Origin of the sequence: Noviherbaspirillum humi (genome assembly GCF_900188095.1) — a bacterium.
GTDB classification, from domain to species: Bacteria; Pseudomonadota; Gammaproteobacteria; order Burkholderiales; family Burkholderiaceae_D; genus Noviherbaspirillum; species Noviherbaspirillum humi.
Genome location: NZ_FZOT01000004.1, coordinates 115,589 through 140,021 on the forward strand (window position 1 = coordinate 115,589; position 24,433 = coordinate 140,021).

Annotated in this window: 29 protein-coding genes; 12 read left to right on the forward strand and 17 right to left on the reverse strand. The window is 64.4% G+C overall.

Translation table 11 applies throughout. The features are described 5' to 3' along the window. Positions 1–22: 22 nt before the first annotated feature. From CHB88_RS08880 to flgA, 3 genes are all read right to left on the reverse strand, one after another. Positions 23–496: a flagella synthesis protein FlgN gene (locus CHB88_RS08880; protein ID WP_089398965.1), complete on the reverse strand. Its 474-nt coding sequence runs from the start codon at positions 494–496 to the stop codon at positions 23–25. A 6-nt stretch (positions 497–502) separates the two neighbouring features. Next, positions 503–811 carry a flagellar biosynthesis anti-sigma factor FlgM gene (flgM, locus tag CHB88_RS08885; RefSeq protein WP_089398966.1) on the reverse strand — a complete coding sequence of 103 codons (309 nt, stop codon included), beginning with the start codon at positions 809–811 and terminating at the stop codon, positions 503–505. A 118-nt stretch (positions 812–929) separates the two neighbouring features. Then, a complete protein-coding gene (gene flgA, locus CHB88_RS08890; protein ID WP_089398967.1) occupies positions 930–1,631 on the reverse strand; it encodes a flagellar basal body P-ring formation chaperone FlgA in 702 nt (233 codons plus the stop codon). 178 nt (positions 1,632–1,809) lie between these two features. Between flgA and flgB the strand changes: the two genes are divergently transcribed. The 11 genes from flgB (at position 1,810) to flgL (ending at position 12,012) form a co-directional block, all read left to right on the forward strand. Next, complete coding sequence (gene flgB, locus CHB88_RS08895; protein ID WP_089398968.1) at positions 1,810–2,226, forward strand: flagellar basal body rod protein FlgB; 417 nt, start codon at positions 1,810–1,812, stop codon at positions 2,224–2,226. Between the two features lie 5 nt (positions 2,227–2,231). Beyond that, the gene (gene flgC, locus CHB88_RS08900; RefSeq protein ID WP_089398969.1) at positions 2,232–2,636 is read left to right on the forward strand and encodes a flagellar basal body rod protein FlgC; all 405 of its coding nucleotides are present in this window, start codon (positions 2,232–2,234) and stop codon (positions 2,634–2,636) included. A gap of 11 nt (positions 2,637–2,647) precedes the next feature. Beyond that, entirely contained in the window at positions 2,648–3,322 is a 675-nt protein-coding gene (gene flgD / locus CHB88_RS08905; RefSeq protein ID WP_089398970.1) for a flagellar hook assembly protein FlgD, read from the forward strand. Positions 3,323–3,362: 40 nt separating this feature from the next. After that, the gene (flgE, locus tag CHB88_RS08910; RefSeq protein ID WP_089398971.1) at positions 3,363–4,646 is read left to right on the forward strand and encodes a flagellar hook protein FlgE; all 1,284 of its coding nucleotides are present in this window, start codon (positions 3,363–3,365) and stop codon (positions 4,644–4,646) included. A 40-nt stretch (positions 4,647–4,686) separates the two neighbouring features. Continuing rightward, a complete protein-coding gene (gene flgF / locus CHB88_RS08915) occupies positions 4,687–5,424 on the forward strand; it encodes a flagellar basal-body rod protein FlgF (RefSeq protein WP_089398972.1) in 738 nt (245 codons plus the stop codon). A 79-nt stretch (positions 5,425–5,503) separates the two neighbouring features. Next, complete coding sequence (flgG, locus tag CHB88_RS08920) at positions 5,504–6,286, forward strand: flagellar basal-body rod protein FlgG (RefSeq protein WP_089398973.1); 783 nt, start codon at positions 5,504–5,506, stop codon at positions 6,284–6,286. A 13-nt stretch (positions 6,287–6,299) separates the two neighbouring features. Then, positions 6,300–6,968: a flagellar basal body L-ring protein FlgH gene (locus tag CHB88_RS08925; RefSeq protein ID WP_089398974.1), complete on the forward strand. Its 669-nt coding sequence runs from the start codon at positions 6,300–6,302 to the stop codon at positions 6,966–6,968. Between the two features lie 25 nt (positions 6,969–6,993). Continuing rightward, complete coding sequence (locus CHB88_RS08930) at positions 6,994–8,127, forward strand: flagellar basal body P-ring protein FlgI (protein WP_089399154.1); 1,134 nt, start codon at positions 6,994–6,996, stop codon at positions 8,125–8,127. Between the two features lie 12 nt (positions 8,128–8,139). Next, the gene (gene flgJ, locus CHB88_RS08935; RefSeq protein ID WP_089398975.1) at positions 8,140–9,027 is read left to right on the forward strand and encodes a flagellar assembly peptidoglycan hydrolase FlgJ; all 888 of its coding nucleotides are present in this window, start codon (positions 8,140–8,142) and stop codon (positions 9,025–9,027) included. A gap of 76 nt (positions 9,028–9,103) precedes the next feature. Continuing rightward, on the forward strand, positions 9,104–11,056 hold the full coding sequence (gene flgK, locus CHB88_RS08940; RefSeq protein WP_089398976.1) for a flagellar hook-associated protein FlgK: 1,953 nt from the start codon (positions 9,104–9,106) through the stop codon (positions 11,054–11,056). 11 nt (positions 11,057–11,067) lie between these two features. Continuing rightward, positions 11,068–12,012 carry a flagellar hook-associated protein FlgL gene (gene flgL / locus CHB88_RS08945; RefSeq protein ID WP_089398977.1) on the forward strand — a complete coding sequence of 315 codons (945 nt, stop codon included), beginning with the start codon at positions 11,068–11,070 and terminating at the stop codon, positions 12,010–12,012. Between the two features lie 181 nt (positions 12,013–12,193). Here the strand turns inward: flgL and CHB88_RS08950 are convergent, their stop codons facing one another. The 14 genes from CHB88_RS08950 to fliF form a co-directional block, all read right to left on the reverse strand. After that, entirely contained in the window at positions 12,194–12,790 is a 597-nt protein-coding gene (locus CHB88_RS08950; protein ID WP_143131193.1) for a hypothetical protein, read from the reverse strand. 31 nt (positions 12,791–12,821) lie between these two features. Beyond that, on the reverse strand, positions 12,822–13,601 hold the full coding sequence (fliR, locus tag CHB88_RS08955) for a flagellar biosynthetic protein FliR (protein WP_089398979.1): 780 nt from the start codon (positions 13,599–13,601) through the stop codon (positions 12,822–12,824). 37 nt (positions 13,602–13,638) lie between these two features. Continuing rightward, positions 13,639–13,908: a flagellar biosynthesis protein FliQ gene (gene fliQ, locus CHB88_RS08960; RefSeq protein ID WP_089398980.1), complete on the reverse strand. Its 270-nt coding sequence runs from the start codon at positions 13,906–13,908 to the stop codon at positions 13,639–13,641. Positions 13,909–13,927: 19 nt separating this feature from the next. Continuing rightward, on the reverse strand, positions 13,928–14,707 hold the full coding sequence (gene fliP / locus CHB88_RS08965; RefSeq protein WP_089398981.1) for a flagellar type III secretion system pore protein FliP: 780 nt from the start codon (positions 14,705–14,707) through the stop codon (positions 13,928–13,930). Next, a complete protein-coding gene (gene fliO / locus CHB88_RS08970; protein WP_089398982.1) occupies positions 14,694–15,152 on the reverse strand; it encodes a flagellar biosynthetic protein FliO in 459 nt (152 codons plus the stop codon). The genes fliP and fliO overlap by 14 nt, the downstream gene beginning before the upstream one ends. Beyond that, on the reverse strand, positions 15,152–15,574 hold the full coding sequence (fliN, locus tag CHB88_RS08975; protein ID WP_089398983.1) for a flagellar motor switch protein FliN: 423 nt from the start codon (positions 15,572–15,574) through the stop codon (positions 15,152–15,154). Before fliN ends, fliO begins: the two co-directional genes overlap by 1 nt. Continuing rightward, a complete protein-coding gene (gene fliM, locus CHB88_RS08980) occupies positions 15,567–16,562 on the reverse strand; it encodes a flagellar motor switch protein FliM (protein ID WP_089398984.1) in 996 nt (331 codons plus the stop codon). The genes fliN and fliM overlap by 8 nt, the downstream gene beginning before the upstream one ends. An 11-nt stretch (positions 16,563–16,573) precedes the next feature. After that, positions 16,574–17,101 (reverse strand): flagellar basal body-associated protein FliL, encoded by a 528-nt coding sequence (gene fliL, locus CHB88_RS08985; protein WP_089398985.1) that lies wholly within the window; start codon positions 17,099–17,101, stop codon positions 16,574–16,576. 165 nt (positions 17,102–17,266) lie between these two features. After that, positions 17,267–18,568, reverse strand: coding sequence for a flagellar hook-length control protein FliK (locus CHB88_RS08990; RefSeq protein ID WP_245844854.1), 1,302 nt, complete (start codon positions 18,566–18,568; stop codon positions 17,267–17,269). A 34-nt stretch (positions 18,569–18,602) separates the two neighbouring features. Further along, positions 18,603–19,043 carry a flagellar export protein FliJ gene (gene fliJ / locus CHB88_RS08995; protein ID WP_089398986.1) on the reverse strand — a complete coding sequence of 147 codons (441 nt, stop codon included), beginning with the start codon at positions 19,041–19,043 and terminating at the stop codon, positions 18,603–18,605. Positions 19,044–19,075: 32 nt separating this feature from the next. After that, positions 19,076–20,485, reverse strand: coding sequence for a flagellar protein export ATPase FliI (gene fliI / locus CHB88_RS09000; RefSeq protein ID WP_089398987.1), 1,410 nt, complete (start codon positions 20,483–20,485; stop codon positions 19,076–19,078). A 2-nt stretch (positions 20,486–20,487) separates the two neighbouring features. After that, positions 20,488–21,162, reverse strand: coding sequence for a flagellar assembly protein FliH (locus CHB88_RS09005; RefSeq protein WP_089398988.1), 675 nt, complete (start codon positions 21,160–21,162; stop codon positions 20,488–20,490). Between the two features lie 9 nt (positions 21,163–21,171). Further along, positions 21,172–22,167: a flagellar motor switch protein FliG gene (gene fliG, locus CHB88_RS09010; RefSeq protein WP_089398989.1), complete on the reverse strand. Its 996-nt coding sequence runs from the start codon at positions 22,165–22,167 to the stop codon at positions 21,172–21,174. Beyond that, positions 22,160–23,869, reverse strand: a complete 1,710-nt coding sequence (fliF, locus tag CHB88_RS09015) for a flagellar basal-body MS-ring/collar protein FliF (RefSeq protein WP_089398990.1) — start codon at positions 23,867–23,869, stop codon at positions 22,160–22,162. Before fliF ends, fliG begins: the two co-directional genes overlap by 8 nt. A gap of 218 nt (positions 23,870–24,087) precedes the next feature. On the opposite strand from fliF, the gene fliE reads away from it, so the two are divergent. Then, complete coding sequence (gene fliE, locus CHB88_RS09020) at positions 24,088–24,432, forward strand: flagellar hook-basal body complex protein FliE (protein ID WP_089398991.1); 345 nt, start codon at positions 24,088–24,090, stop codon at positions 24,430–24,432. Position 24,433 lies beyond the last annotated feature (1 nt).

Genomic DNA, 24,433 nt, shown 5'->3' on the forward strand with positions numbered 1-24,433 from the left:
TCAAAGCAGGCGGGTGAGACGATCATCCCACCACCAACCCCCGCTTACCCCCACCCACCGCCTTCTGCCCATCCGGCCCATACAAGCCGCCGGCGGAATTGCTCGCGCCGCGCAGCACATTCAGCGCGGATTGGTTGCGGTTCTGATGCTGCGTGATCAGCATGCCATTGGTGCGGTTGAGCGACTGGGAGGCGCGGGCTGTGTCGAGCAGGTCGGTCCAGAGTTTGGCCGTTGCGGGAGAAGCAGTGGAGAGCCAGGCCTGGATGCCGACAGCGTCTTGCGCGATGCCGGCGGAGGTCATGTGGCGCTGCCGCTGCAGCGCCAGGTCGGTGAGTTCCGCCACCAGCTTGTTCTTGTCGGCGGTGACCGCCTCCAGCGCGCCGATGTCGGCGCCGATCAGCAATTCCTGCTCCTGCTGAAGCACCTGCTGCAGGCGCGTGGCGGCGGCGAGTTCCTGGGTGAGAGTGTGGTCGAGGCTGGAGGTCTGTGGTGTCATCGAGGCTTATTTGCGGGAGGCGCGGACCAGATCGGCCGCCGAATCCAGCAGTCCATTGGCGATCTTTTCCGGATCGACCTTGAACGTGCCGTCGGCGATGGCTGCCTTGATCTGTTCCACTTTGGCCGCATCGAATACGCCGCTGTTGCCGGAAAGCGCCTTGGCTTCTTCCGACAGGCTGACGTTTTCCTTGCTGGCCGGGATGTTGGAAACGGCACCGGTCTTGTCGGCACCACGCGCGGAGCGTGCCTGAGCGGTGCCGGCGGCTCCCACGGGGAGACCGGCAGCTTTTTTAATGGAGTCGTCAATTTTCACGGCGTTATCCTTGTGTCGGAAGGCACAATGCCCTTAGTCAATCTTTTTAACGACAGGTTCACCAAAAACTTTAGCGCTCGGCTGTTGAGATAACACAAATATTTTCGTTGTCGGGTTGTCAATAGCCAACCTCGACGATGCCGCCCATTCGGGCCGTGCCGCTGACTACCTGGCCGGCCTGGGTGCGGGCTTGCACCGTCTGGCCATCTGCCGCATTGCCCAAGGCTTTCGCCTCGGCAGACACCTTGAAGCCTGCGCCGCCGGACACCACCCGAACCACCTGCCCCTGCTGGATCGCCTGCTGGGCGCGTAGCGCGTCCTGGCGCAGCGGCGTTCCGGCCTTGAGGGAGGCGACCACCGTGCGGCCCACCGCCTGGTTGGCGTCGGTCAGGATGCCGGCGGGCAGGGCGGTGAGGTCGCCTTTCATCATCGTCAAGTCGGCTTTCTGCACCGTCTGTCCCTGGGCGAGAGGCGCGGCGCTGGCCACGTACTGGCCGTTGACCTGCACCATGGCCGACACATACACCGTCCAGGGCGCCGGCACGCTGCAGCGCACGCCGACCGTGGTCTTGCCCCACACGCGGCTGCCGGCCGGCAGGAACGGCTCCAGCGCAACGCAGGCCGCCAGGTTCAGGCGCGGGTCCACCGGCGTCACGCTGATGGATACCTCGCCGGGCAGGCCGGCGGATTGCGTCGTCAGGAATTGCTCCACCACCTGGCGCAGCATGGCCGGATCCTGGCGCGCGGGTGCGGTTTGCGCGCCGGCGAACGGGGCGGCAAGCAGCGCAAGTGCGGGCAGCAGACGGACTGGGATTCTCATGGAGACGAATGCTACCGTCCGCGCGCGAGGGCAAAGCCGGGAAAAAGCGGTTGTTTGGGACGCTTATCGACTGATGGCTGGCGGGTTGGGCTCCTTATTATCAAGCCTACATTAATCCTTTATCGGCCCGAATGTCGGTTTCTTGAGCGACCTTCAGCCGGTAAGCCCGGAGCCCGCCATGATCGGAAAACTCGACGAAGCCTTGCGCTTCCATGAAACCGCGCTCTCCCTGCGAGCCCAGCGCCAGCAATTGCTGGCGTCGAACATCGCCAACGCCGATACGCCGAACTACAAGGCGCGCGACGTCGACTTCAACGCCGCGCTTGGCCAGGCGCTGGCGCGCGCTCCCGGCACGGCCGGCCCCGCGCAGCTGGCCCGTACCCAGGCGAGCCACATCCCAGCCGGCAGCGCGACTGCGACCAGCGGCGGCGCCGATGTGCAGTACCGGACCGGGCAGCAAAACAACATCGACGGCAACTCTGTCGACATGGATGTGGAACGCAACCAGTTCGCCGACAACGCCTTGCGCTACGAAGCCAGCGTGACGCTGATCGGCGCCCAGATCAAGAACCTGCTCGCCGCCATCCAGGGGTAATCATCATGTCGCTCTTCAATATCTTCAACGTTGCCGGTTCCGCCATGAGCGCCCAGGGGCACCGGCTGAACGTCGTCGCCAGCAATATCGCCAACGCGGACAGCACCACCAGCGCCACCGGCGAGCCGTATCGTCCGAAGCAGGTGGTGTTCTCCGCCGTCCAGGTGGGCGGGCCGGAAGCCAGCGGCGTCAAGGTGGCGCAGGTGGTGGAAGACAAGAATCCGCCGAAAATGGTTTACGACCCGAAGCATCCCCAGGCGGATGAAAAAGGCTATGTCGCCATGCCCAACGTGAACATGGTGGAGGAAATGGTGAACATGATTTCCGCCTCCCGCTCCTACCAGACCAACGTCGAGACCATGAACGCCGCCAAGACCATGCTGCTCAAGACGCTGAGCATCGGACAATAAGGAAGCGCCCAATGACCACCATACCAACTGGCACCGTGTCGAACGACTTGCTGACGACGATGAACGGCACCAAGTCCACCGGCACACAAAGCACGGCCGACGCCGCCCAGGACAGGTTCATGACCCTGCTGGTGACACAGATGAAGAACCAGGATCCGCTCAATCCGCTCGACAATGCCCAGGTCACCAGCCAGCTGGCGCAGCTGTCCACCGTGACCGGCATCGACAAGCTCAACACCACGCTGCAGGCCCTGCAGAGCAGCTACCAGTCCAGCCAGTCGCTGTCGGCGGCATCGATGATCGGCCACAGCGTGCTGGTGCCCGGTGCCAGCACCTCGCTTGCCAGCGGCCAGGCGCTGTTCGGCGTGGAACTGGCCTCGGCGGCCGACAAGGTGCAGGTGACGGTGACGAACCAGAACGGCCAGGTGGTGCGCAGCATGGACATCGGCGCCCAGGACGCAGGCGCGCAAACCCTGAAGTGGGATGGCACCACCGACAGCGGTGCAGCGGCGCCCGACGGCACCTATAACTTCACGGTGGCAGCATCGGTCGGCGGAACGAAGGTGTCGGCGACGCCGCTGTCCTTTGGCATCGTCAACAGCGTCGCCACCGGCGCCCAGGGCGTGAAACTGAATATTCCGGGCGGCGGCTCGGTCAACCTGAGCGACGTCCGCCAGATCCTCTGATCGGCCGAACCGCCAAGCACTCGATAACCAGGAGAGAAACATGAGCTTTCAACAGGGACTGAGCGGACTGAACGGCGCTTCCAAGATGCTGGAAACACTCGGCAACAACATCGCCAACGCCAATACCGCCGGATTCAAGCAGTCCAATGTGCAGTTCTCGGATGTCTACGCCACCGCCTTTGCCGGCTCGGTATCAGGGCAGGTCGGCATCGGCACCAAGGTATCGCAGGTGTCCCAGCAGTTCGGCCAGGGCAACATCACTTCGACATCGAATTCGATGGATCTCGCCATCAACGGCGGCGGTTTCTTCCGGCTGAACGACAATGGCGCTATCGTCTACAGCCGCAACGGCCAGTTCAACCTGGATAAGGACGGCCACGTCGTCAACGCATCCGGCGCCCATCTCACCGGTTATGCGGTGGATCCCACCACCGGCAAGATTGCCTCCGGCGCGCCGAGCGACATCGTCATCAACACCGCCGACCTCAAGCCGTCCGCCACCAGCACGGTGAAAGCCCAGCTGAACCTGAATTCGCAGGCCACGACGCTGACCCCGGCATTGTTCGATCCAACCAAGCCGGATACCTACAGCAACGCCACCTCGGTCAACGTCTATGACAGCCTTGGCAACACCATCGTGCTGCAAACCTATTACGTCAAGACCGGCGCCAACAGCTGGAATGTCTACGCAACCGGTGGCGGCACACTGACTCCGGCCACCACGCCGGCGACGCCGGTGGCCCAGATTACCTTCGACAGCAAAGGCGCGCTGGCGACTCAGGCTTATGTGGATCCCGCCACCGGTGTAGCCAATCCGGCGCTGAAGCCGACGGTGAACGTACCGCTGCCAGCTACCAGCGCGGCCGCACCGCTCTCGGTAACGCTCGACTTCAATGACAAGAACATGCAGACCACGCAGTTCGGCGCCCCCTTCAGCGTGAACGCGCTAAACCAGGATGGCTATACCTCCGGCCGCCTGGCCGGCTTTACCACCGGTGCCGACGGCCTCATCACCGGCCGCTACACCAATGGCAAGAATGCCTTGCTCGGCCAGGTCGTGCTGGCCAACTTCACCAACCCGAATGGCTTGCAGCCGCTTGGCAACAATGCTTGGGCCGAAACACCGACGTCCGGCGTGCCGCTGGTGGGCGCCCCGGAGACCGGCAGCCTGGGCACGTTGCAGGCATCGGCGGTGGAAGACTCGAACGTGGACCTCACTGCCGAGCTGGTGGCGATGATCACTGCCCAGCGCGTGTACCAGGCCAATGCGCAAACCATCAAGACGCAGGACCAGGTGCTGCAAACCATCGTCAACCTGCGTTGATGACGGACTTGTCACGGCTTCTCGCTAAGGGGTAAACCACATGGACCGCATGATCTACACCGCCATGACCGGCGCCAAGCATGTGATGGAACAGCAGGCGAACGTCTCGCACAACCTGGCCAACGCCAGCACGACAGGCTTTCGCGCCCAGCTCGATTCCTTTCGCGCGGTGCCGGTGGTCAACGGCGGCCTGCCGACCCGCACCTACGTGGTGGATGCCACCGTGGGCGCAGACTTTACGCCCGGCCCCATCATGCAGACCGGGCGCGACCTCGACGTGGCGCTGCAGGGCAAGGGCTGGCTGGCGGTGCAGCTGCCGGACGGCTCCGAAGCCTATACCCGTCATGGCAGCCTGAAGCTGAATGAGAACGGCGTGCTGCAGACGCAGTCCGGCATGAACGTGCTGGGCGACGCCGGTCCGATCACCGTGCCGCCGGATACCAATATCTCCATCGCCAACGACGGCACCATCTCCGGCACGTCCGGCGGCCGCTCCAGCACGGTCACGGTGCTCGGTCGCATCAAGCTGGTCAATCCGGAAGAGGCGAACCTGCAGCGCGGCGACGACGGCTTGTTCCGCACCCGGGACGGCAATCCGGCCGATGCCGATGCCCGCGTGCGCCTGGCGGGCGGTGCGCTGGAGAACAGCAATGTGAACGTGGTGGATGCGATGGTGAACATGATCACCTTGTCGCGGCAATTCGAGGCGCACATGAACCTGCTGAAGAATGCCGAGAATAATGCCAATAAAGCCAGCCAGCTCCTGAGTTTGACTTGACGGCAGTGGCGGCAGAATAGGAACGTCGGCGGGTCCGGCCGGTTCGATGAAACGGCGGCACGCCTCAACGGAGAAAACGATGATTCGCTCGCTTTGGATTTCCAAGACAGGCCTGGATGCGCAGCAGACGCAGATGGATGTCATCTCGAACAACCTGGCCAACGTCAGCACGTCCGGCTTCAAGCGCTCCCGTGCGGTGTTCGAGGATCTGCTGTACCAGACCGTGCGCCAGCCCGGCGCCCAGTCCTCGCAGCAGACCCAGCTGCCGAGCGGCATGCAGATCGGCACCGGCGTGCGTCCTGTCGCCACCGAGCGCATTCATACCCAGGGCAACCTGCAGCAGACCAACAACGACAAGGACGTCGCCATCCAGGGCCAGGGCTTCTTCCAGGTGCTGCTGCCGGACGGTACCACCGCCTATACCCGCGACGGTTCCTTCCATGTCGACAACCAGGGCCAGATGGTGACCTCCAGCGGCTTCGTGGTGCAGCCGGCGATCACCATCCCCGCCAATACCCAGGCGATCACCATCGGCCGCGACGGCACGGTGTCGGTCACCCAGGCCGGCAGCGCCACGCCGACCCAGGTCGGCACGCTGCAACTCGCCACTTTCGTCAATCCGGCCGGCCTGGAAAGCCGCGGCGAGAACCTGTATGTGGAAACCGCGTCGTCCGGCAACCCGAACACCAATACCCCGGGCACCAATGGCGCCGGCCTGCTGGCCCAGGGCTATGTGGAAACCTCCAACGTCAATGTGGTGGAAGAGCTGGTCGCCATGATCCAGACCCAGCGCGCCTACGAAATCAACAGCAAGGCGATCCAGACCTCGGACCAGATGCTGCAAAAGCTGTCGCAGCTGTAACCGGACCTTGACCATGCGAGCCCTTGCCTTACTGCTCCTCTCCGTTTCTGCGGCGATGCTGTCCGCCTGCGGCGGCACGGTGCCCGAGTCCATCACCCGCCAGACGCCCGCGCGTCCGGTGATGGCGGCGCCGGCGCCGTCGTCGAATGGCGGCATCTACCAGGCGGCTGCCTATCGCCCGCTGTTCGAAGACCGGCGCGCGCGCCTGGTCGGCGACATCATCACCATCACCATCAACGAAAAAACCAGCGCGGCGAAATCCTCCGGCGCTTCCGCCAGCAAGAACGGCAGCGTGAAAGCCTCGGTCGATGGCTTGCTGGGCCTGTCCGGCGGAGTTCTCGGCCGACTGAGCGCCGACGCCAGCAGCGCCAACAAATATGAGGACAAGGGCGCCGCCTCCTCGAGCAACAACTTCAGCGGCGCAATCACCGTGACGGTGAACGAGGTGCTGCCCAACGGCTATCTGTCGGTGAGCGGCGAGAAGCAGATCGCGTTCGACAAGGGGGTTGAATACGTGCGCTTCTCCGGCGTGGTGAATCCGGATACGGTCGTGTCGGGCAATATCGTCTCTTCCACCCAGGTGGCCGATGCGCGCATCGAGTACCGCACCAGCAGCCGGGTCGACCGGGCGGAAGTGATGTCCAGCCTGGCGCGCTTCTTCTACAGCGTGGCGCCGTTCTAAGCACTTGGTACAGCAGATCTTCATGATGAATAAACACACCTCCATGCCGAAGCGCCTTGCGCGGCGCCTCCTGTGGGCAGCGCTCGCGATGGGCTGCCTCGCCGCCGCGCCGGCGCAGGCGGACCGGTTGAAGGACCTCGCCAGCATTCAGGGCGTGCGCCAGAATCAGCTGATCGGCTACGGCCTGGTGGTGGGCCTCGATGGCAGCGGCGACCAGACCACGCAGACCCCGTTCACCGTGCAGAGCGTGATCGCGATGCTGCAGAACCTCGGCGTCAACCTGCCGCCTTCCACTTCCCTGCAGTTGAAGAATGTGGCGGCGGTGATGGTGACGGCGACGCTGCCGGCCTTCGCCCAGCCGGGCCAGACGCTGGACATCACCGTTTCTTCCATGGGCAATGCCAAGAGTCTGCGCGGCGGCACGCTGCTGCTCACACCGCTCAAGGGCGCCGATGGCCAGATTTACGCCATGGCGCAGGGCAACCTGCTGGTGGGCGGCGTCGGCGCCTCGGCCAATGGCAGCAAGGCCCAGGTGAACCACCTGAGCGTGGGCCGGATCTCGGCCGGCGCCACGGTGGAAAGGGCGGTGGCCTCTGCGCTCGGCCAGGGCAACATGATCCAGCTCGAACTGAATGAAAGCGATTTCTCCACCGCCAGCCGGGTGGTGGACGCGATCAACAAGCGCTTCGGCCCGGAAACCGCGGCCGCCCAGGATGGCCGCGTGATCCGGGTGCGCACGCCGGAGGGCAGCGACGAGCGCGTCGCCTTCCTCGGCAACCTGGAGAGCCTGAACGTCACGCCGGGCCAGACCAACGCCAAGGTGATCCTGAATGCCCGCACCGGCTCGGTGGTGATGAACCAGGCGGTGACGCTGGACAGCTGCGCCGTCTCGCATGGCAACCTGTCGGTGGTGATCAGCAGCGAGCCGGTCATCAGCCAGCCGCAGCCGTTGTCCAACGGCCAGACCGTCGTGGCCGGCACCTCGCAGATCGACATCAAGAAGGACCCGGGCCAGGTCGTGCTGCTGAAGCAGGCCACCAACCTGGCCGATGTGGTGAAGGCGCTGAACGCCATCGGCGCCACGCCGCAGGACCTGCTCGCGATATTGCAGGCGATGAAGGCAGCCGGCTCGCTGCGCGCCGAACTGGAAATCATCTAAGCGGGCTCCGCCATGATCAGCAATCCTTCCACCGTCTCGAACAACCTCGCCACCGATGTCAAGGACATGGACCGCCTGCGCCAGGCGGCCCGGCAAAATTCTCCCGAGGCGCTGAAGACGACTGCGAAGCAGTTCGAAGCCATGTTCGTCAACATGATGATGAAGAGCATGCGCGACGCCTCGCCCCAGGACGGCATCTTCGATAACCAGCAGAGCAAGATGTTCACTTCCATGCTCGACCAGCAGCTGTCGCAAAGCATGGCGTCGCGCGGCGTCGGCCTGGCCGATGTGCTGACGCGGCAGCTGTCGAACATGCCGGGCGTGAAGCAGGTGGTCACGCCGGAGGACGCCATCCCCGGCTTGCCGCTGGAGTTGAAGGCCTCGACCACGCTGCCGGCCGCGCGGGCGAGCGAGGCGAGCAAGGTGAACCCGTCGGCGCCCGCCCATGTGCGCAGCTTCCATGAAAAACTGGTTTCCCATGCGGAAGAAGCCAGCCGAACCACCGGCATCCCGGCCAAGTTCATGCTCGGCCAGGCAGCGCTGGAAAGCGGCTGGGGCCGCCGCGAGATCAAGGGCGCCAACGGCGCCACCAGCCACAACCTGTTCGGCATCAAGGCCAACGCCGGGTGGAAGGGCAAGGTTGTCGAAGCCACCACCACCGAATACGTCAATGGCGTGGCGCAGACCAAGGTGGAAAAGTTCCGCGCCTACGACTCCTATGCCGACGCCTTCCGCGATTACGCCGGCATGCTGCGCAACAACCCACGCTACGAGAACGTGATCGCAAACGCCCAGGACGCAGCCAGCTTCGCCCGCGGCCTGCAAAAGGCAGGCTATGCGACCGATCCGCACTACGCCGCCAAGCTGACCAAGATTATCAAACAGACAATGTCGACCTGACGCGGCTGCGCTCGACGCTCAAGTTTCCGCTCGCGCTGCCGTAGATAACATTGTCGCTTCTTGAAAGAAGATTTCCATGGCTACGAATGTCATTGGTGTAGGCCAGTCCGCGCTTGCCGCCGCCCAGGCAGGTCTCGTGACGACCGGCCACAACATCGCCAACGCCTCGACGCCGGGCTACAGCCGGCAGGTGGTGATTCAGGGACCGGCCGGCGCCCAGGACATGGGCTTCGGCTTCGTCGGCAAGGGCACGGAGGTGCTCGGCATCCAGCGCGTGTTCAGCGAATTCACCTATTCGCGCGTGCTGAGCTCGCAAACCACCGCTGCTTCATCCACCGCCTACTCCACGCGCATCGACCAGATCGATCGCATGCTGAGCGACGCCGATTCCGGCGTCGGACCGGCGATCCAGGACTTCTTCAAGGGTATTCAGGATCTCACCGCCAACCCCAGCCTGGCCGAATCGCGCCAGGCGGCCCTGTCGAGCGGCGAGGCGCTGGCATCCCGCCTGAACAGCCTGGATTCCCGGTTGAACGAGATGCGCGACAACGTCAACCAGGAAATCAGTTCCAGCATCTCGCAGATCAATTCGTATGCGGACCAGATCGCGGCCCTGAACAAGGCCATCGAAAAGGCCGAGGGCACTGCTGGCGACGGCAAGCCGGCGAACGATCTGCGCGACCAGCGCGACCAGCTGATCGTCGAACTGAGCAAGCAAACCAAGGTGACCACGGTAAAGCAGGGCAGCGCTTACAACGTCTTCATCGGCAACGGTTCCCCCATGGTCGTGGGCGAGCAAAGCTACAAGCTGGTGGTGGCGCCCGCCGACCCGGCCAATCCCACGCTGGGCACCGGAGCGACGACCGGCACCACCACCATCGTTCCCGATAACGCCCTGCCTGGCGGCACGCTCGGCGGCCTGCTCGATTTCCGCAAGAATTCCCTCGATACCGCCCAGAACACGCTGGGACGGATCGCCATCGGCCTGGGCATGGCGTTCAATGCCCAGCATCAGCTCGGGGTGGATGCCAATGGCAATCCCGGCAAGAACTTCTTCAACGTCCAGGTGACGTCGCAGGCGGTCGCCGGCGCCGGCAATACCTCGACCGCCAAGCTCGACGCAACCGTCGTCGATGCGACCAAGCTGACCACCAGCGACTATCGGATCGAGCGCCTGCCGGATTCCGGCGGCACGTCCAATTACCGCATCACCCGCATAGCCGACGGCGCCATCCTGCCGAGCAATGCGTCGCTGCCGTCGCTGCCGCAAACCGTCGACGGCGTCACCTTCGCGCTCTCCGGCTCGCCGGCCACGCCGATGAACGTCGGCGATTATTTCGTTGCCAAGCCGACCTCCGCCGGCGCCGGAACGATTTCGCTCAATCTAACCGACATCAGCCAGATCGCGGCCGCAGCGCCGTACACCGCTGCCGCAGACCCGGCCAATGCCGGCAGCGGCAAGCTCGGGCCCTTGGCGGTGAAATCGCTCGGCGGCATGACCCTGCCGCTGACGCTGACCTACAACGCCGGGACGCAGACCCTGGATTCGACCGGATCGCCCGCAGTCAGCATCCCGGTGACGAACGGCTCGACGGGTACGGTGGCCGGCGTCAGCTTCACCTTCTCCGGTTCTCCGGCCAACGGTGACAAGTTCTACATCAAGGACACCTTCGACCTGGCGAACAATGTCAATGGCAGCGGCGACAATCGCAATGCCATGCAGCTGGCGCAGCTTCAGCTGTCCAACACGCTGGGCGACACCGGCGGCGGCGCGACGTTGAGCTTCCAGACTGCCTACGGCCAGCTGGTCAGCCAGGTTGGCGCCAAGGCCAGCGAAATGAAAGTCATGGCGAAGTCCGACACGGCGGTGCTGACGCAGGCGCAGGAAGCGCATCAGTCGGAGTCCGGCGTGAACCTGGATGAGGAAGCCAGCAACCTGATGCGCTACCAGCAGGCTTATCAGGCCGCGAGCAAGGTCATGCAGACCGCCAACCAGCTTTTCCAAATGCTGCTCCAACTCGGTGGATAAAGAGGCAAGTCATGCGAATCAGCACCGCGACGATTTATGATTCGGCCGCCAGCCGGATGGGTGAACTGCAGAACCGGCTGGTCAAGGGTCAGCAGCAGATGGCGACAGGAAAGCGCATCATGACCGCTTCGGATGATCCGATCGCGGCCGGCAAGGTGCTGTCCGTCTCCCAGAGCAAGTCGGTCAATGAACAGCTCGGCATCAATCGGCAGAACGCGCGCACCACGCTGTCATTCGAAGAAACGGCGCTGGCCGGCGTGACCGAAGCCCTGCAGGATGTGAGCGAGCTGATCGTCAACGCCGGCAATGGCGCATATAACGACAGCCAGCGCCAGGACATCGCCAATGCCCTGCGCGCGCGGCAGCAGCAATTGATCGGCCTGGCCAACAGCAAGGACCAGAACGGCAATTACCTGTTCTCCGGCTACCAGATCAATGTGCCGCCGTTTTCGCAAAATGCCAGCGGTACCAGCTACGTCGGCGACCAGGGCCAGCGGATACTTGAAGTGGCAGCCGGCCGGACGATGGCCATCAACGACAATGGCTACGATGTCTTCGAAGGCGTCGCCACGGCGAGCGGCGGCGCGACGGTGAAGCAGAACATGTTCAAGACCCTGGACGACATGATCAACCTGCTGCAGACACCGACCGCGAACAATCCCGCCGCCCAGGCGGCCCTGCAGTCCGGGCTGAAGGATGCGAACACGAACGTCTCCACCATGCTGGACCGTGCGCTCTCGGTGCGCGCTTCGGTCGGACACCGGTTGAAGGAACTGGATACGCTGGACGACGTCGGTTCGGCGATGGACATTCAATTCGCCACCACGCTTTCAGATCTGCAGGACCTGGACTATACCCAGGCGATCTCGAAATTTTCCCAGGACCAGATCACCTTGCAGGCAGCGCAGCAGTCCTTCATGAAGGTGACGGGGATGTCCTTGTTCCAGTACCTCTGATTCGATACAAGCCGCAGTCGACGAGCCCGGCAGCGATGCCGGGCTTTGCTATTTGAGCGGGTGATTCGAACTCGGCCTTGGCACCGTGCAGCTTCGGGCGCGAGTTCAAAAAGCATCGAGCCCGAGGCGGTTTGCCTGCGGGCTCGACATGGCGGGGCGGCGGGGCGAAACGAGGGGTAAGTCAGGCAGCCAGCGGCACTTCCGCAAGCATCGCCATCGGACGGTGCATGCCGGGAATGCCAGCGAAGTCTTCGAATTTCGTGAAGCCGCAAGGCAGCAGTTTCTTTTCCTTGGCGCCCGCGATGAGGTTGTTGCCAAGCGCGACGATGTTCGCCAGCTGCAAGCTCGCTGCCGGGGTCGGTGCAAGCGAGGAAGATTCGCGGCATGCCCGGCTCATCGACAGTGCACAGGAAACGGCCATCTTCGCAAGCAGCCACAGGGCGGTGCGAACATCGGCGGCGCTCGCCTTCAATGTCTTTGCCGGAAAGCTGAAATCGGCGCCAATGCGGCTTACTTCCTTGAGGCAGTCGGCGAGGCTGTCGGCATGCAGGCAAACGAAGGCGTTGAATGGAATCGCTGGTTTCAGGAATTCTGCCGGAGTGTGCATGGGGCCTCCCGTCAAGGTGGAAGTTCGACTCGCTTCGAAACTCGCAAATAGAGTGCCAGCGAAAATTCGGGTTCGAGACCTCGAAAACTGACGCAAACTGGCGGAACGATGGACAAGCGCACAAGCACCAGCGGACCAAAATTGGCCATCGGTTGACAGAATTGCGCGCAATTTGTGCGGCTGGCATCGCAAACCGGACGCGCTATTTCAGCGTGCCGATCCGCGCCATGGTTTCCATGCCGTCGCTGAAGAGGCGTTCCACCGGCACGGCGAGATAGGGCAGCGCGATGGCGAGCATGATGAAGCCCACGCCGAGGATGACCGGAAAGCCGATGCCGAACAGGTTGAGCTGCGGCGCCGCTCGGGTGAGGATGCCGAGGGCGATGTTGGTGATGAGCAGGGCGGCGATGAAGGGCAGCGCGAGTTGTACGCCGCCGCTGAAGATGTGGCTGCTCCAGGTGAGCAGGTCGCGCACATTCGACATCGCGGTGAAGGAGGCGGAGATCGGCATGCTCTGGAAGGTGCCGACCAGGGTCGACAGCACCGTGAGATGCAGGTTCAGCGCCAGAAACAGCATGATGGCCAGCAGCGCGAGGAACTGGCTGATGGCCGAGGTGCGGCCCCGCGTTTGCGGATCGAAGAAGGTGGCGAAGCCGAAACCCATGGACAAGCCGATGATCTCGCCGGCGAACTCGACGGCGACGAAGGCGATGCGCATGGCGAAGCCCAGGGCGAGGCCGATCACCGCCTGCTGCGTCAGCAGCAGCACGCCGGCAACCGACATCGGGTCGACATTGGGCAAACTTTGCAGGGTGGGCGCGACGATGAGCGACAGTCCGATGCCGAGGCCGAGCTTCACCCGCACCGGCACGCTCAGGTTGCCGTAGAGCGGCGCGACGGTGATGAGACCGAGAATCCGGGTCAGGGGCCAGAGAAAGCCGGCGATCAATGCGTTCAAGTCGCCGCTGGTAATGGTGATCATGAAGAAAGCGCGGCGGCTGCCGCCAACCGGTTGGCGGTCAGCCGACCATGCCGGGAATGCCGCTGAACATCTGGCGCATGTAATCCACCATGACGGACAGCATCCACGGACCGGCGATGACGAGGGCGACGAAGATGCCGACCAGCTTCGGAATGAAGGACAGGGTGGCTTCGTTGATCTGGGTCGCGGCCTGGAAGATGCTGACGATCAGGCCGATCACCAGGGCCACCAGCAGCAGCGGCGCGGAAACCATGATGGTGACTTCCATGGCCTGGCGGCCGATGGTCATTACGCTTTCCGGAGTCATGTCGGGTCCTCGGTCGAATTCAGTAGAAGCTCTGCGCCAGCGAGCCGATCAGCAATTGCCAGCCGTCCACCAGCACGAACAGCATGAGCTTGAACGGCAGCGAGACGATGGCGGGCGACATCATCATCATGCCCATGGACATCAGGATGCTGGCCACCACCATGTCGATGATCAGGAACGGGATGAATATGGCGAAGCTGATCTGGAAGGCGGTCTTCAGCTCGCTGGTGATGAAGGCCGGGATCAGCACCCGCAGCGGCACGTCTTCCGGGCCCTGCACCTGCGGGCCGTTGGAAATCTTCAGGTACATGGCCAGGTCGGCCTGGCGCGTCTGCTTCATCATGAAGGCTTTCAGCGGCGCCGCGCCGTTTTCCATGGCCTGCTGCATGCTGATCTTGTTGTCCGACAGCGGCTGGTAAGCTTCGGTATAGATCTTGTCGAACACCGGGCCCATGACGAACAGCGTCAGGAACAGGGCCAGCCCGACCATCACCTGGTTGGGCGGAGCGGTCTGGGTGCCGAGCGCCTGACGCAGCAGGGACAGCACGATGATGATGCGGGTGAAGCTGGTCATCATCAGCAGCACCGCCGGCAGGAAGGAGAGGGCGGTCAGCAGCAGCAGCGTCTGCAGGCTCAAGCTGTAGGATGCGCCGCCGCCGGCGGTAGGCGTGCTGGTGAAGGCGGGAAGAGCGGCCTGCGCCGAACTCGTCAGCGGCAGCGCGAGCAGCGCCAGGGGAAGAAGCGTGCCGGCCAGCTTGAGCAAGCCGCCCGCCGCGCTTCGAAAATCACGGATTGCCATTATCGATATTGCCTGTGTTGCCGGTACTGCCTGAATTGTTGCGCTTGTCCATCGTCTGCTTCAGCCAGGCGGGAAAGTTCTTGCCCGCGAAAGCAGGTTCGGTTTGCTGCGGCAGGCTGCCGCGCGGCAGGGTGGACAGGGCATTCACCCGGCCCGGCGCCACGCCGACCACGATCCATTGTTCGCCCACTTCCACCACCATCACCCGCTCGCGGTTGCCGACGCTGACGCCGCCGATCACCTTGACGACGTCGCTGCCGCCGGGACGCGCCATGCCCAGGCGCTTCATCAGCCAGGCGGCGCCGACCATGAGGCCGAGCACCAGCGCCAGGCCGAACAACACCTGCAGCATGCTGCCGGCGGAAGCGGTGGCTGTCGCCTCGCCGGCGGCGCGAGCGGTGACGGACGCTGCCGACAGCAGCATGAATGCGGCAAGGCGCCTCATCAGCGGTTGAGCTTGCGGATGCGTTCGGACGGCGTGACGATGTCCGTCAGGCGGATGCCGAACTTGTCGTTCACCACCACCACCTCGCCCTGGGCGATGAGGCAGCCGTTGACCAGCACGTCCATCGGTTCGCCGGCCAGGCCGTCGAGCTCTACCACCGAGCCCTGCGCCAGCTGCAGCAGGTTCTTGATGGCGATCTTGGTGCGTCCCAGTTCCACCGTCAGCTGCACGGGGATGTCGAGGATGAAGTCGATGTCGTTGTGGGTGCCGGTCTTGATGCCGGAGCCGCTCAGGTCCTTGAATACCGTGGCGCTGGCCGGCTGCGGCTGCTGCACGGCTTGCATCGCGGCGTCGGCCTGCGCCTGTTCCGCCATCGCGGCGCCCCAGTCGTCATCCGCCGAGGATTGGTTTTCATCAGCCATTGTCTTCACCTCCCTGCTTTTCGGTATAGGTCAGCATGCGCTCCACGCGCAGCGCGTACTGGCCGTTGAATTTCCCATAAGTGCATTCCATCACCGGCACGCCGTCCACCTTGGCTTCCACCATCTCGGAGATGTTCAGCGGGATGACGTCGCCCACCTTCATGTTGAGGATCTCACCCAGCGTCATCGAGGCGGTGCCGAGGTCGGCGACGATTTCCACCTCGGCGGTCTGGATCTGCTGCGTCATCAGCCGCACCCAGCGCTTGTCCATTTCCAGGGTCTCGCCCTGCAGGCTGCTGGTGAGGATGTCCCGGATCGGCTCGATCATCGAGTAGGGCACGCAGAAGTGCATCTCGCCGCTGACCGCGCCCAGCTCGATGGTGAAGGTCGTCGCCACCACCACCTCGTTCGGCGTGGCGATGTTGGCGAACTGGGTGTTCATCTCCGAGCGGATGTATTCGAATTGGACCGGATAGACCGGTTCCCAGGATTTTGCATAGGTTTCGAACACGATCGCCAGCACGCGCTGGATGATGCGCTGCTCGGTCTGGGTGAAGTCGCGGCCCTCGACCCGGGTGTGAAAGCGGCCATCGCCGCCGAACAGGTTGTCCACCAGCAGGAACACCAGGTTCGGATCGAACACCATCAGGCCGGTGCCGCGCAGCGGCTTCATCTGGATCAGGTTGAGGTTGGTCGGCACCACCAGGTTGCGGATGAACTCGCTGTACTTGTGGACACGGACAGGGCCGATCGACACTTCCGCGCTGCGGCGCAGGAAGTTGAACAGGCCGATGCGCAGCAGGCGGGCGAAGCGCTCGTTGATGATCTCGAGCGTCGGCATGCGGCCGCGCACGATGCGTTCCTGGGTGGCGAGGTTGTATGGCCGTATGCCATTCTCGTCCTCGGGAACGACGGCTTCATCCTGGTCGCCGGTGACGCCCTTGAGCAGGGCATCGACCTCTTCCTGTGATAGGAAATTCTCCGCCATGGTCCTTGTGCTTACTGGATCACGAAAGAAGTGAAGAACACCCCGGAAACTTCCGTCGCCGATCCGCCCTTGGCGAAGGGTTGCTTGAATTGGGTGATGACTTCCTCGATCAGCTTGTTCTTGCCTTCGATGCTGAGCAGATCGCTTGCCTTCTTGCTCGACAGGAGCATCAGCAGGCGGCTGCGCACCAGCGGCATGAAGGTCTTGATCTGATCGACGGTGGGCTGGTCCGGCACCTGCAGCGTCATGGAAAGCTGCAGGAATTGCTCATTGCCGTTGTCGGGCTGCAGGTTGACGGTGAATTGTTCCAGCGTCACGAAGACCGGCGGCTTGCCGGGATCGACCTTGGCCTTGGGCGCGTCGGCATGCGCATCGCCGTGGGCTTCTTCCTTCTTGTGTCCGAGGAAGAACCAGGCGGCGCCGCCGCCGGCGGCGAGCAGCACCGCGAGGGCGGCGATGATGATGATGAGTTTCTTGCTGCCGGCCTTGCCGCCGGTTTCTTCAGCCGGCGCTGCCTTTGATTTAGCGGCTGTTGCCATTCTTTTCCTCTTTTCCCAGGTGCGTCATGCGGGACAGCGGAAAGAAGTTTCGCCACCGTGCCGTCATGCTGCGATTGTTACCATTATTGCGAATTGTTGACCCGAAGAATGCTTGGAAAAGAGGGCGGAAGTCAACGCAAATCCCCGCATGCGCGCGGCGGGATTTTACGCAAAAGTGTCGACCAGGCCATTGCCGCCGGCGCCGGTGCGCGCCCGGCCCGTCCGCACCTCGCCCTCCGCAATGCGCTCGCCGGCGTCCTGGCCGGCGGCCGGCGTCCGGCGCGATCCTTCGCCGGTTTGGGCGAAGGCGTGCTGCTGCCCCGGCGTGCCGGCATTGACGCTGGCCTGGCCGAGCTGGATGCCGGCATCGCCCAGCATCTCCCGCAGCTTGGGCATGGCCGCTTCGATGGCTTCCCTGACCTGGGCTTGGTCGGAGACGAAGGTGGCAGTGGCCTGGCTGTTGGAGACGTTCAGCACGACCTGGAGCGGACCGAGGTCCGGCGGATTGAGCGTGAGCGAGGCGCTCTGCTCCTCGCCGGCGACCATCCACACGACCTTCTGGCCGAGCGCCGCATCCCAGGCCGGCGTGCCGACCTTGGGCGCCAGGGTGTCGCTGTTCACACCGCCCGCGGCAAAGGCGGCAGGCGCCGCCTGGCGCAAGGCCTGGGCGGATTGCGCGGCTGCCGGCAGGGCGTCGTTCAGCTTGGCGGCAAATTCCGCCGCCTGGTCGGCGGCAAGCGCCGGTTCCTTGAGCGCGGCGCCGAGATCCGGGAGGACGTTGTTCTGCGCCGCCGCAGTGCCAGCCAGCCCGGCCTTGTCGGCGGCCGCGCCGGGCAGGGTCTTGCCGCCGGTATCGCCGTCATCGATGACATGCTTGCCCGCTGCCGCCTCCAGCGGATGGCGCAATGCGACGCGCCCGGCCCGCTCCGGCTGTTCCGTGACGCCGCCTTCAGCCAGCGCCTCGGCGCCGGGCTGCTTCATTCCTTCGGCCGCTCCAGGAGCCTGCACCGTCTGCGCCGCGCGGGCAAACTGCCCGGCGTCCATCATCAGCGCCAGCATGTCCTGCGGCGACTGCGCGGATTCCGCGGCGGGGGTTGCGGATTGATCCCCTTCGTCAGCGTCGGCTTCCTTGGCCGACGAAGCTTCGGCTTTGCCGGCAGTTTTGTCGGCGGGGGCATCGGGGGCTTGGGCCGACTCTGTCTTTTCCGGGGTCTTGGCCTCGGCGGCGCGCGGCTTTTCCGGCTGAACCTGCTTTTGCGCCTGCTTTTGCGCCGGCTTGGGTGATTCGCTGCGGGCGGGCGCGGCGGCCGGAGCCGGCATCTCGGGCATGCTGCGGCCGGCGGACTCGCGGGACAGGAAGGTGCTGAACGGCGTGACGGGCGCCGCCGATTCATTCGGTTTGGGCGAGGCGGCGGGCGCCGTGCCGTTCAGCAGGGTGTTGAGGACTTGGGTCGAAGCGGTACGCATCACTCAGGCTCCATGCATGTTATGGGTGGTCCGCCTAGCGGTTCTTGTGCGCCTGGCGGGTGGCGAATTCATCCATCATTTTCTGGTCGCGCTTGTTCTGCACCTGCTGCGCCTTCTTTTCGGCGCGGTCCGCCAGCGTGCCGTAGGACATGCGCTTGCGTTCGCTTTCCTGCCAGCTCTCGCGTTCCCGCTCCACCCGCATCCGGGCGTCGTCGAGAATGCGCTGCTGACCCTTGATGGCATCATCGAGCTTGTCCAGGAACAGCTGGAAGTTGCGGTAGCCGCTGGCGGTGATGCCGCTGCTCATGCCGTGGTCGAGCCGGCTGCGGTAATCGTCGCGGTACTGCTCCAGCATGGCCAGCTTCTGCTGCGCATCCTCGACCAGCGCCACCGCCTTGCCGAGCCGCTTGGCGGCTTCGTCGGACTCGGTGGTGGCCAGTTCGATCAGGGTTTGCAGCGCGGACGGGGTGCTCATTTTTCAACAGTGTAGGGGCAGGGCCAGCGATTCTAACCGCCGAACAGGGCGGAAAGTTCCCCCAAGCTCTCGTTTATGCCGGCGCGCTCATGTATGCCTTGCTGCAGGAAGCGCTCGATGGGCGCAATGCGGGCGATGGCTTCGTCCAGCACCGGGTCGGTGCCCGCGCTGTAGGCGCCGACGCTGATCAGGTCGCGGTTGCGCTGGTAGCGGGAATACAACTGCTTCAGGCGCCGGCTCAGCTGCTGGTGCTCAGGCGTGGTGATGTTGTGCATCGCGCGGCTGATCGACTGCTCGATGTCGATGGCTGGATAGTGGCCGGCTTCGGCCAGCACCCGGTTGAGCACGATGTGTCCGTCCAGGATGGCGCGGGCGGAGTCGGCGATCGGGTCCTGCTGGTCGTCACCTTCGGTCAGCACGGTGTAGAAGGCGGTGATGGAGCCCCCGCCCGGCTTGCCGTTGCCGGCGCGTTCCACCAGGGCCGGCAGCTTGGCGAACACGGAAGGCGGATAGCCCTTGGTGGCCGGCGGCTCGCCGATGGCCAGCGCAATCTCGCGCTGCGCCATGGCGTAGCGGGTGAGGGAGTCCATGATCAGCAGCACGTCCTTGCCCTGGTCGCGGAAATGCTCGGCAATGGCGGTGGTGTAGGCGGCGCCCTGCAGGCGCATCAGCGGCGGCGTATCCGCCGGCGCCGCGACCACCACCGAGCGCGCCAGGCCTTCCTCGCCCAGGATCTGCTCGATGAATTCCTTCACCTCGCGTCCCCGCTCGCCGATCAGCCCGACCACGATCACGTCGGCGGTGGTGTAGCGCGCCATCATGCCGAGCAGCACGCTCTTGCCGACGCCGGAGCCGGCGAACAGGCCCATGCGCTGGCCGCGGCCCACGGTGAGCATGCTGTTGATGGCGCGCACGCCGACGTCCATCGTGGTGGAGATCGGCTCGCGTCCCAGGGGATTGATGGCCCGCACATTGAGCGGCGCCGAATGGCGCGCCACCAGCGGGCCGAGGCTGTCGAGCGGCCGGCCGGCGGCATCGAGCACGCGGCCGAGCAGTTCATCGCCCACCGGCAGATGGCGGCCGCGGTCGCTCGGACGGCGGCGCGGATGATCCACGCTCCCCGGCTTCGGCAGGGTTTGGGCCACGCCGACCGGGAACACCCGGGCGCCCGGCACCACGCCATCGACATCGCTCTGCGGCATCAGGAACAGGCGCTCGCCATCGAAGCCCACGACTTCCGCCTCGATGCGGGCGCCGCCGGCCAGCGGAATGGTGCAGGCGCTGCCCACCGCGAGCTTGAGGCCGACGGCTTCCATCACGAGACCGGCGACGCGGGTGACGCGGCCGGACACTTCCATCGGCTCGGCGATGGCGGCCAGCGAGCCGCAGTCGCGCAGGAAGGATTTCCAGCGGCCCTGGTGGGTGGCAAGGGTGTCGGGCATGGTCAGGCCAGCCAGTCGTCCGGCTTGCCGAGGGCGGCGCTGATGCGCTGCCAGCGCGTTTGCAGCGAAGCGTCGACCTGATTGGTGGCGGTCTCGACGCGGCAGCCGCCGCGCTCCATGTGATGGTCTTCCACCAGGCGCCAGCCGCCCTTGGTCAATTCATCATGCATGTGCTCCTGCACCAGCGGCATGTCGTCCGGATGCAGGTAGAGCAGCGCAGGCTGGTGCAGCGCCGGCAGATAGCGGATGGCTTCGCCAACCACAGGCAAAACCATTTCCGGACGGGCGGCCAGCGCATCCTTGAGCATGGCCTTGGACAGGTCCAGCGCGAGCTGCAGCAGGTCGGCGGCGATGGCTTCATCGGCGCGGCCGATCTCGGCGGCGAGCTGCCCGGTCAGCTGCTGCAGCCGCTGGCTCGCATCGGCGGACTGCGCCATGCCATCGGCATAGCCCTGGCGCAGGCCTTCCTCCCGGCCTTGTTCCAGCCCGGCGGCATAGCCTTCCTGCAGCGCCTGCTCGCGCAGGCGGGCGAGCTGCTCCACCATCTGCTGCCGCTCGGCCTCCGCCCGCTGTGCATCCGCCTGGGCCTGGCTCGCGGTTTTCGGCGTGTCGCCGAGCGAGGCCATTTCCCAGCGCTGGTAGGCGGACAGTTTTTCCTTCGGAATCATGTTGTTCATGAATCAGCCCTACACGAATGCATCTTCGCCCTTGGCGCCGAGGACGATCTGGCCCTCGTCGGCGAGGCGGCGCACGACCTGCAGGATTTCCTTCTGCTGGGCCTCGACTTCGGAAAGCCGCACCGGTCCCTTGGACTCCAGGTCTTCCCGCATCATCTCCGCCGCCCGCTGCGACATGTTCTTGAAGAACTTGTCGCGCAGTTCCTGGCCGGTGCCCTTGAGGGCGATGATCAGGGACTCGGACTGCACCTCGCGCAGCAGAGTCTGGATGCCGCGGTCGTCGATGTCGATGATGTTGTCGAACACGAACATCTCGTCCATGATCTTCTGCGCCATGTCGGCGTCGTAGTTCTTCAGGTTGTCCATCACGCCGGATTCCAGGTCGCCCGACATGAAGTTGAGGATCTCTGCCGCCGCCCGCACGCCGCCGATCGCCTTTTTCTTCAGGCTTTCGTTGCCGGTCAGGAGCTTGGTCAGCACTTCGTTCAGCTCGCGCAGCGCAGTCGGCTGCACGCCGTCCAGCGTGGCGATGCGCAGCACCACGTCGTTGCGCAGGCGCTCGGTGAAGAAACCCAGCACCTCACAGGCGTGATAGCGCTCCAGGTGCACCAGGATGGTGGCGATGATCTGCGGATGCTCGTTGCGCACCAGGTCCGCCACCGATTGCGCATCCATCCACTTCAGGCTCTCGATGCCGCTGGCGTCGCGCGTGCCGAGGATGCGGTTGATCAGCGACGAGGCCTTGTCCTCGCCCAGCGCCTTGGTCAGCACGGTGCGGATGTACTCGTCGGAATCCAGCCCGATGCTGGTGTTCTTTTCAGTCTCGTTGCGGAAATCATCCAGCACCGTAGCCAGCTGCTCGCTCGGAATCGACCTCAGGGTCGACATGGTTGCGCCCAGTTTCTGCACTTCGCGCGGCCCGAGATACTTCATCACCTCCGCGGCCTCTTCCTCGCCGAGCGCCAGCATCAGAATTGCGCCCTTCAGCGCGCCGTCGTCACTCATTTCCGCTCACCCATGTCTTCACGATATTGGCGACCACCTTCGGATCGTTGCGGGCCAGCTGCCGCGCCGCTTCCAGGTTGTCTTCGTAGCTCCTGGCCTTCTGTCCCATCGGCTCCACCTCATGCGACAGCTGTACCACCGCCGCTTCGTCATCCTCGCCTTCCAGCGCCTTCGCCGTCTCCGATGACTCCGGTGCAGCCGGCTTCGGGAACACGCCGTCGAAGACGCGGCGCACCGTTGGCCGCAGCACGCCGAAGAACAGGTAGGCCAGCACGCCGGCGATCAGCAGGTAGCGTCCCGCCGCCATCGCCATCTGGATGGATTCCGGACGCTTCCAGATCGGCAGCTCCTCGACCGCTTCCTTTTCCATGCCGGCGAACGGGCTATTGACCACGTTCAGGCTGTCGCCCCGCTCCTTGTTGAAGCCCATCGCTTCCTTCACCAGGTCGGTGAGCTGGTTCTTCTCCGCCTCGCTCAGCGGCTTGAAGCTCACCTTGCCGGCTTTGTCCACGTCCTTCTTGAAGTTGACCACCACCGCCACGGACAGGCGCTTGACGCCGCCCATCGGCTGCTGCACGTAGCGCACCGTCTTGTCGACTTCATAATTGACGGTGGAATCCTTCTGCACATTGGTCGGCGTACCGGCCGCGGTTTGCGTGCCGTTCGCGCCATTGGCGCCGTTGGCGGCCGGCTGCTGGGACAGCGGCGCGGAGGCGTTGCCCGGCGGCTGGTTGGAGAGCGCGCCGGGCACGCCGGAGGCATTGCCGGAACCGTCGCGGCTCTGGCTCTCGCGGGTCTGCTGGCTGCGCACCGCGGCCACTTCCGGATTCTGGTTCGGCTTGTAGATTTCAGCCGCCTGCTCGCTCTGGGAGAAGTCGATGTCGGCGCTGGCCTCGGCGCGCACGTTGGCGGCGCCGACGATAGGCGTGAGGATGGACTCGATGCGCTTGACGATGTTCTGCTGGTACTCCTGCACATACTTGAGCTGGCTCGGATCGAGGCCGTTGTTGCCGATCTTGCCAACTTCCGACAGCAGGTTGCCGTTTTGATCGACTACGGTGACGTTCTTGGTCGGCAGGTCCGGCACGCTGCTGGCCACGAGGTGGACGATGGCGCTGACCTGCTGCTGGTCGAGGCCGCGGCCGGGATGCAGGTTGAGCAGGACGGAAGCGGTCGGCTTCTGCTGGTCGCGCACGAATACCGAGGGCTTGGGCAGGGCGAGGTGCACCCGGGCCGCCGCCACCGCGCCGACGGCGCCGATGGAGCGGGCCAGTTCGCCTTCGAGCGCGCGCTGGAAATTCACCTGCTCGTAGAACTGGGACACGCCCATCTTCTGGTTTTCCATCAGCTCGAAACCGACGCCGCTGGCCTTGGGCAAGCCCTGCGAGGCCAGCTTCAGGCGGGCGTCATGGACTTTATCCGCCGGCACCAGAATGGCGTTGCCGCCTTCCGAAAACTTGTAGGGCACATTCATCTGCTGCAGCGCCGCCGTGATGGCGCCGCCGTCACGGTCGGAGTAGTTCGAGAACAGCACCCGGTAATCCGGCTGCTGGCTCCACAGGTAGATCACCGCCATCACCGCGATCACGGCGGCCACGCCAAGCATGAGGAAGAAGTTGCGGCCGGCGGTGGTCTGCGCGAATGCAACCAGCGCCGGCTGACGCGGCAGCGCCAGCGCGCCGTCTTCGCCTTCTATCGCCATGATCCAGCTCCCCGAGCGTTGCTATCGAATTTATTGTTCATATGTCCCGTGAGGCCGCCAGAGGGTGGGGGCCTTGGTGCAGGATTTTCCTACAGGAATCATATTTCGATTACGGGAATAGAGGAAATTTTCCCCGGCTAATTGGGGTTCGCCGGCTTTTGCCAGCCTGTTAAGGTGGCGTCGTCAGAAAAACGCTTCCGCCAACCTACAGGTGACGCATGAAAACCGGAATGATCGATGCTAGCCGCATCCAGTCCATGATCGAGCAGCTGAAGACCGCAGCCACCCGGCCGCAGGATGGCGTCGGCCGCGTCGCGCCCTCGGCCAAGCCGGCCGAGAAAGTCGATTTCGCCCAGGCCCTCAAGGCCCAGCTCGATGGCGTCAACGGCGCGCAACAGAAGGCGGAAGACCTGGGCAAACGCTTCACGCTCGGCGACGACAGCGTCAACCTGTCGGACGTGATGATCTCCACGCAAAAGGCGAGCATCGCCTTCCAGACCACCGTGCAGGTTCGCAACAAGCTGGTGTCGGCTTATCATGACATCATGAACATGCAGGTCTGAC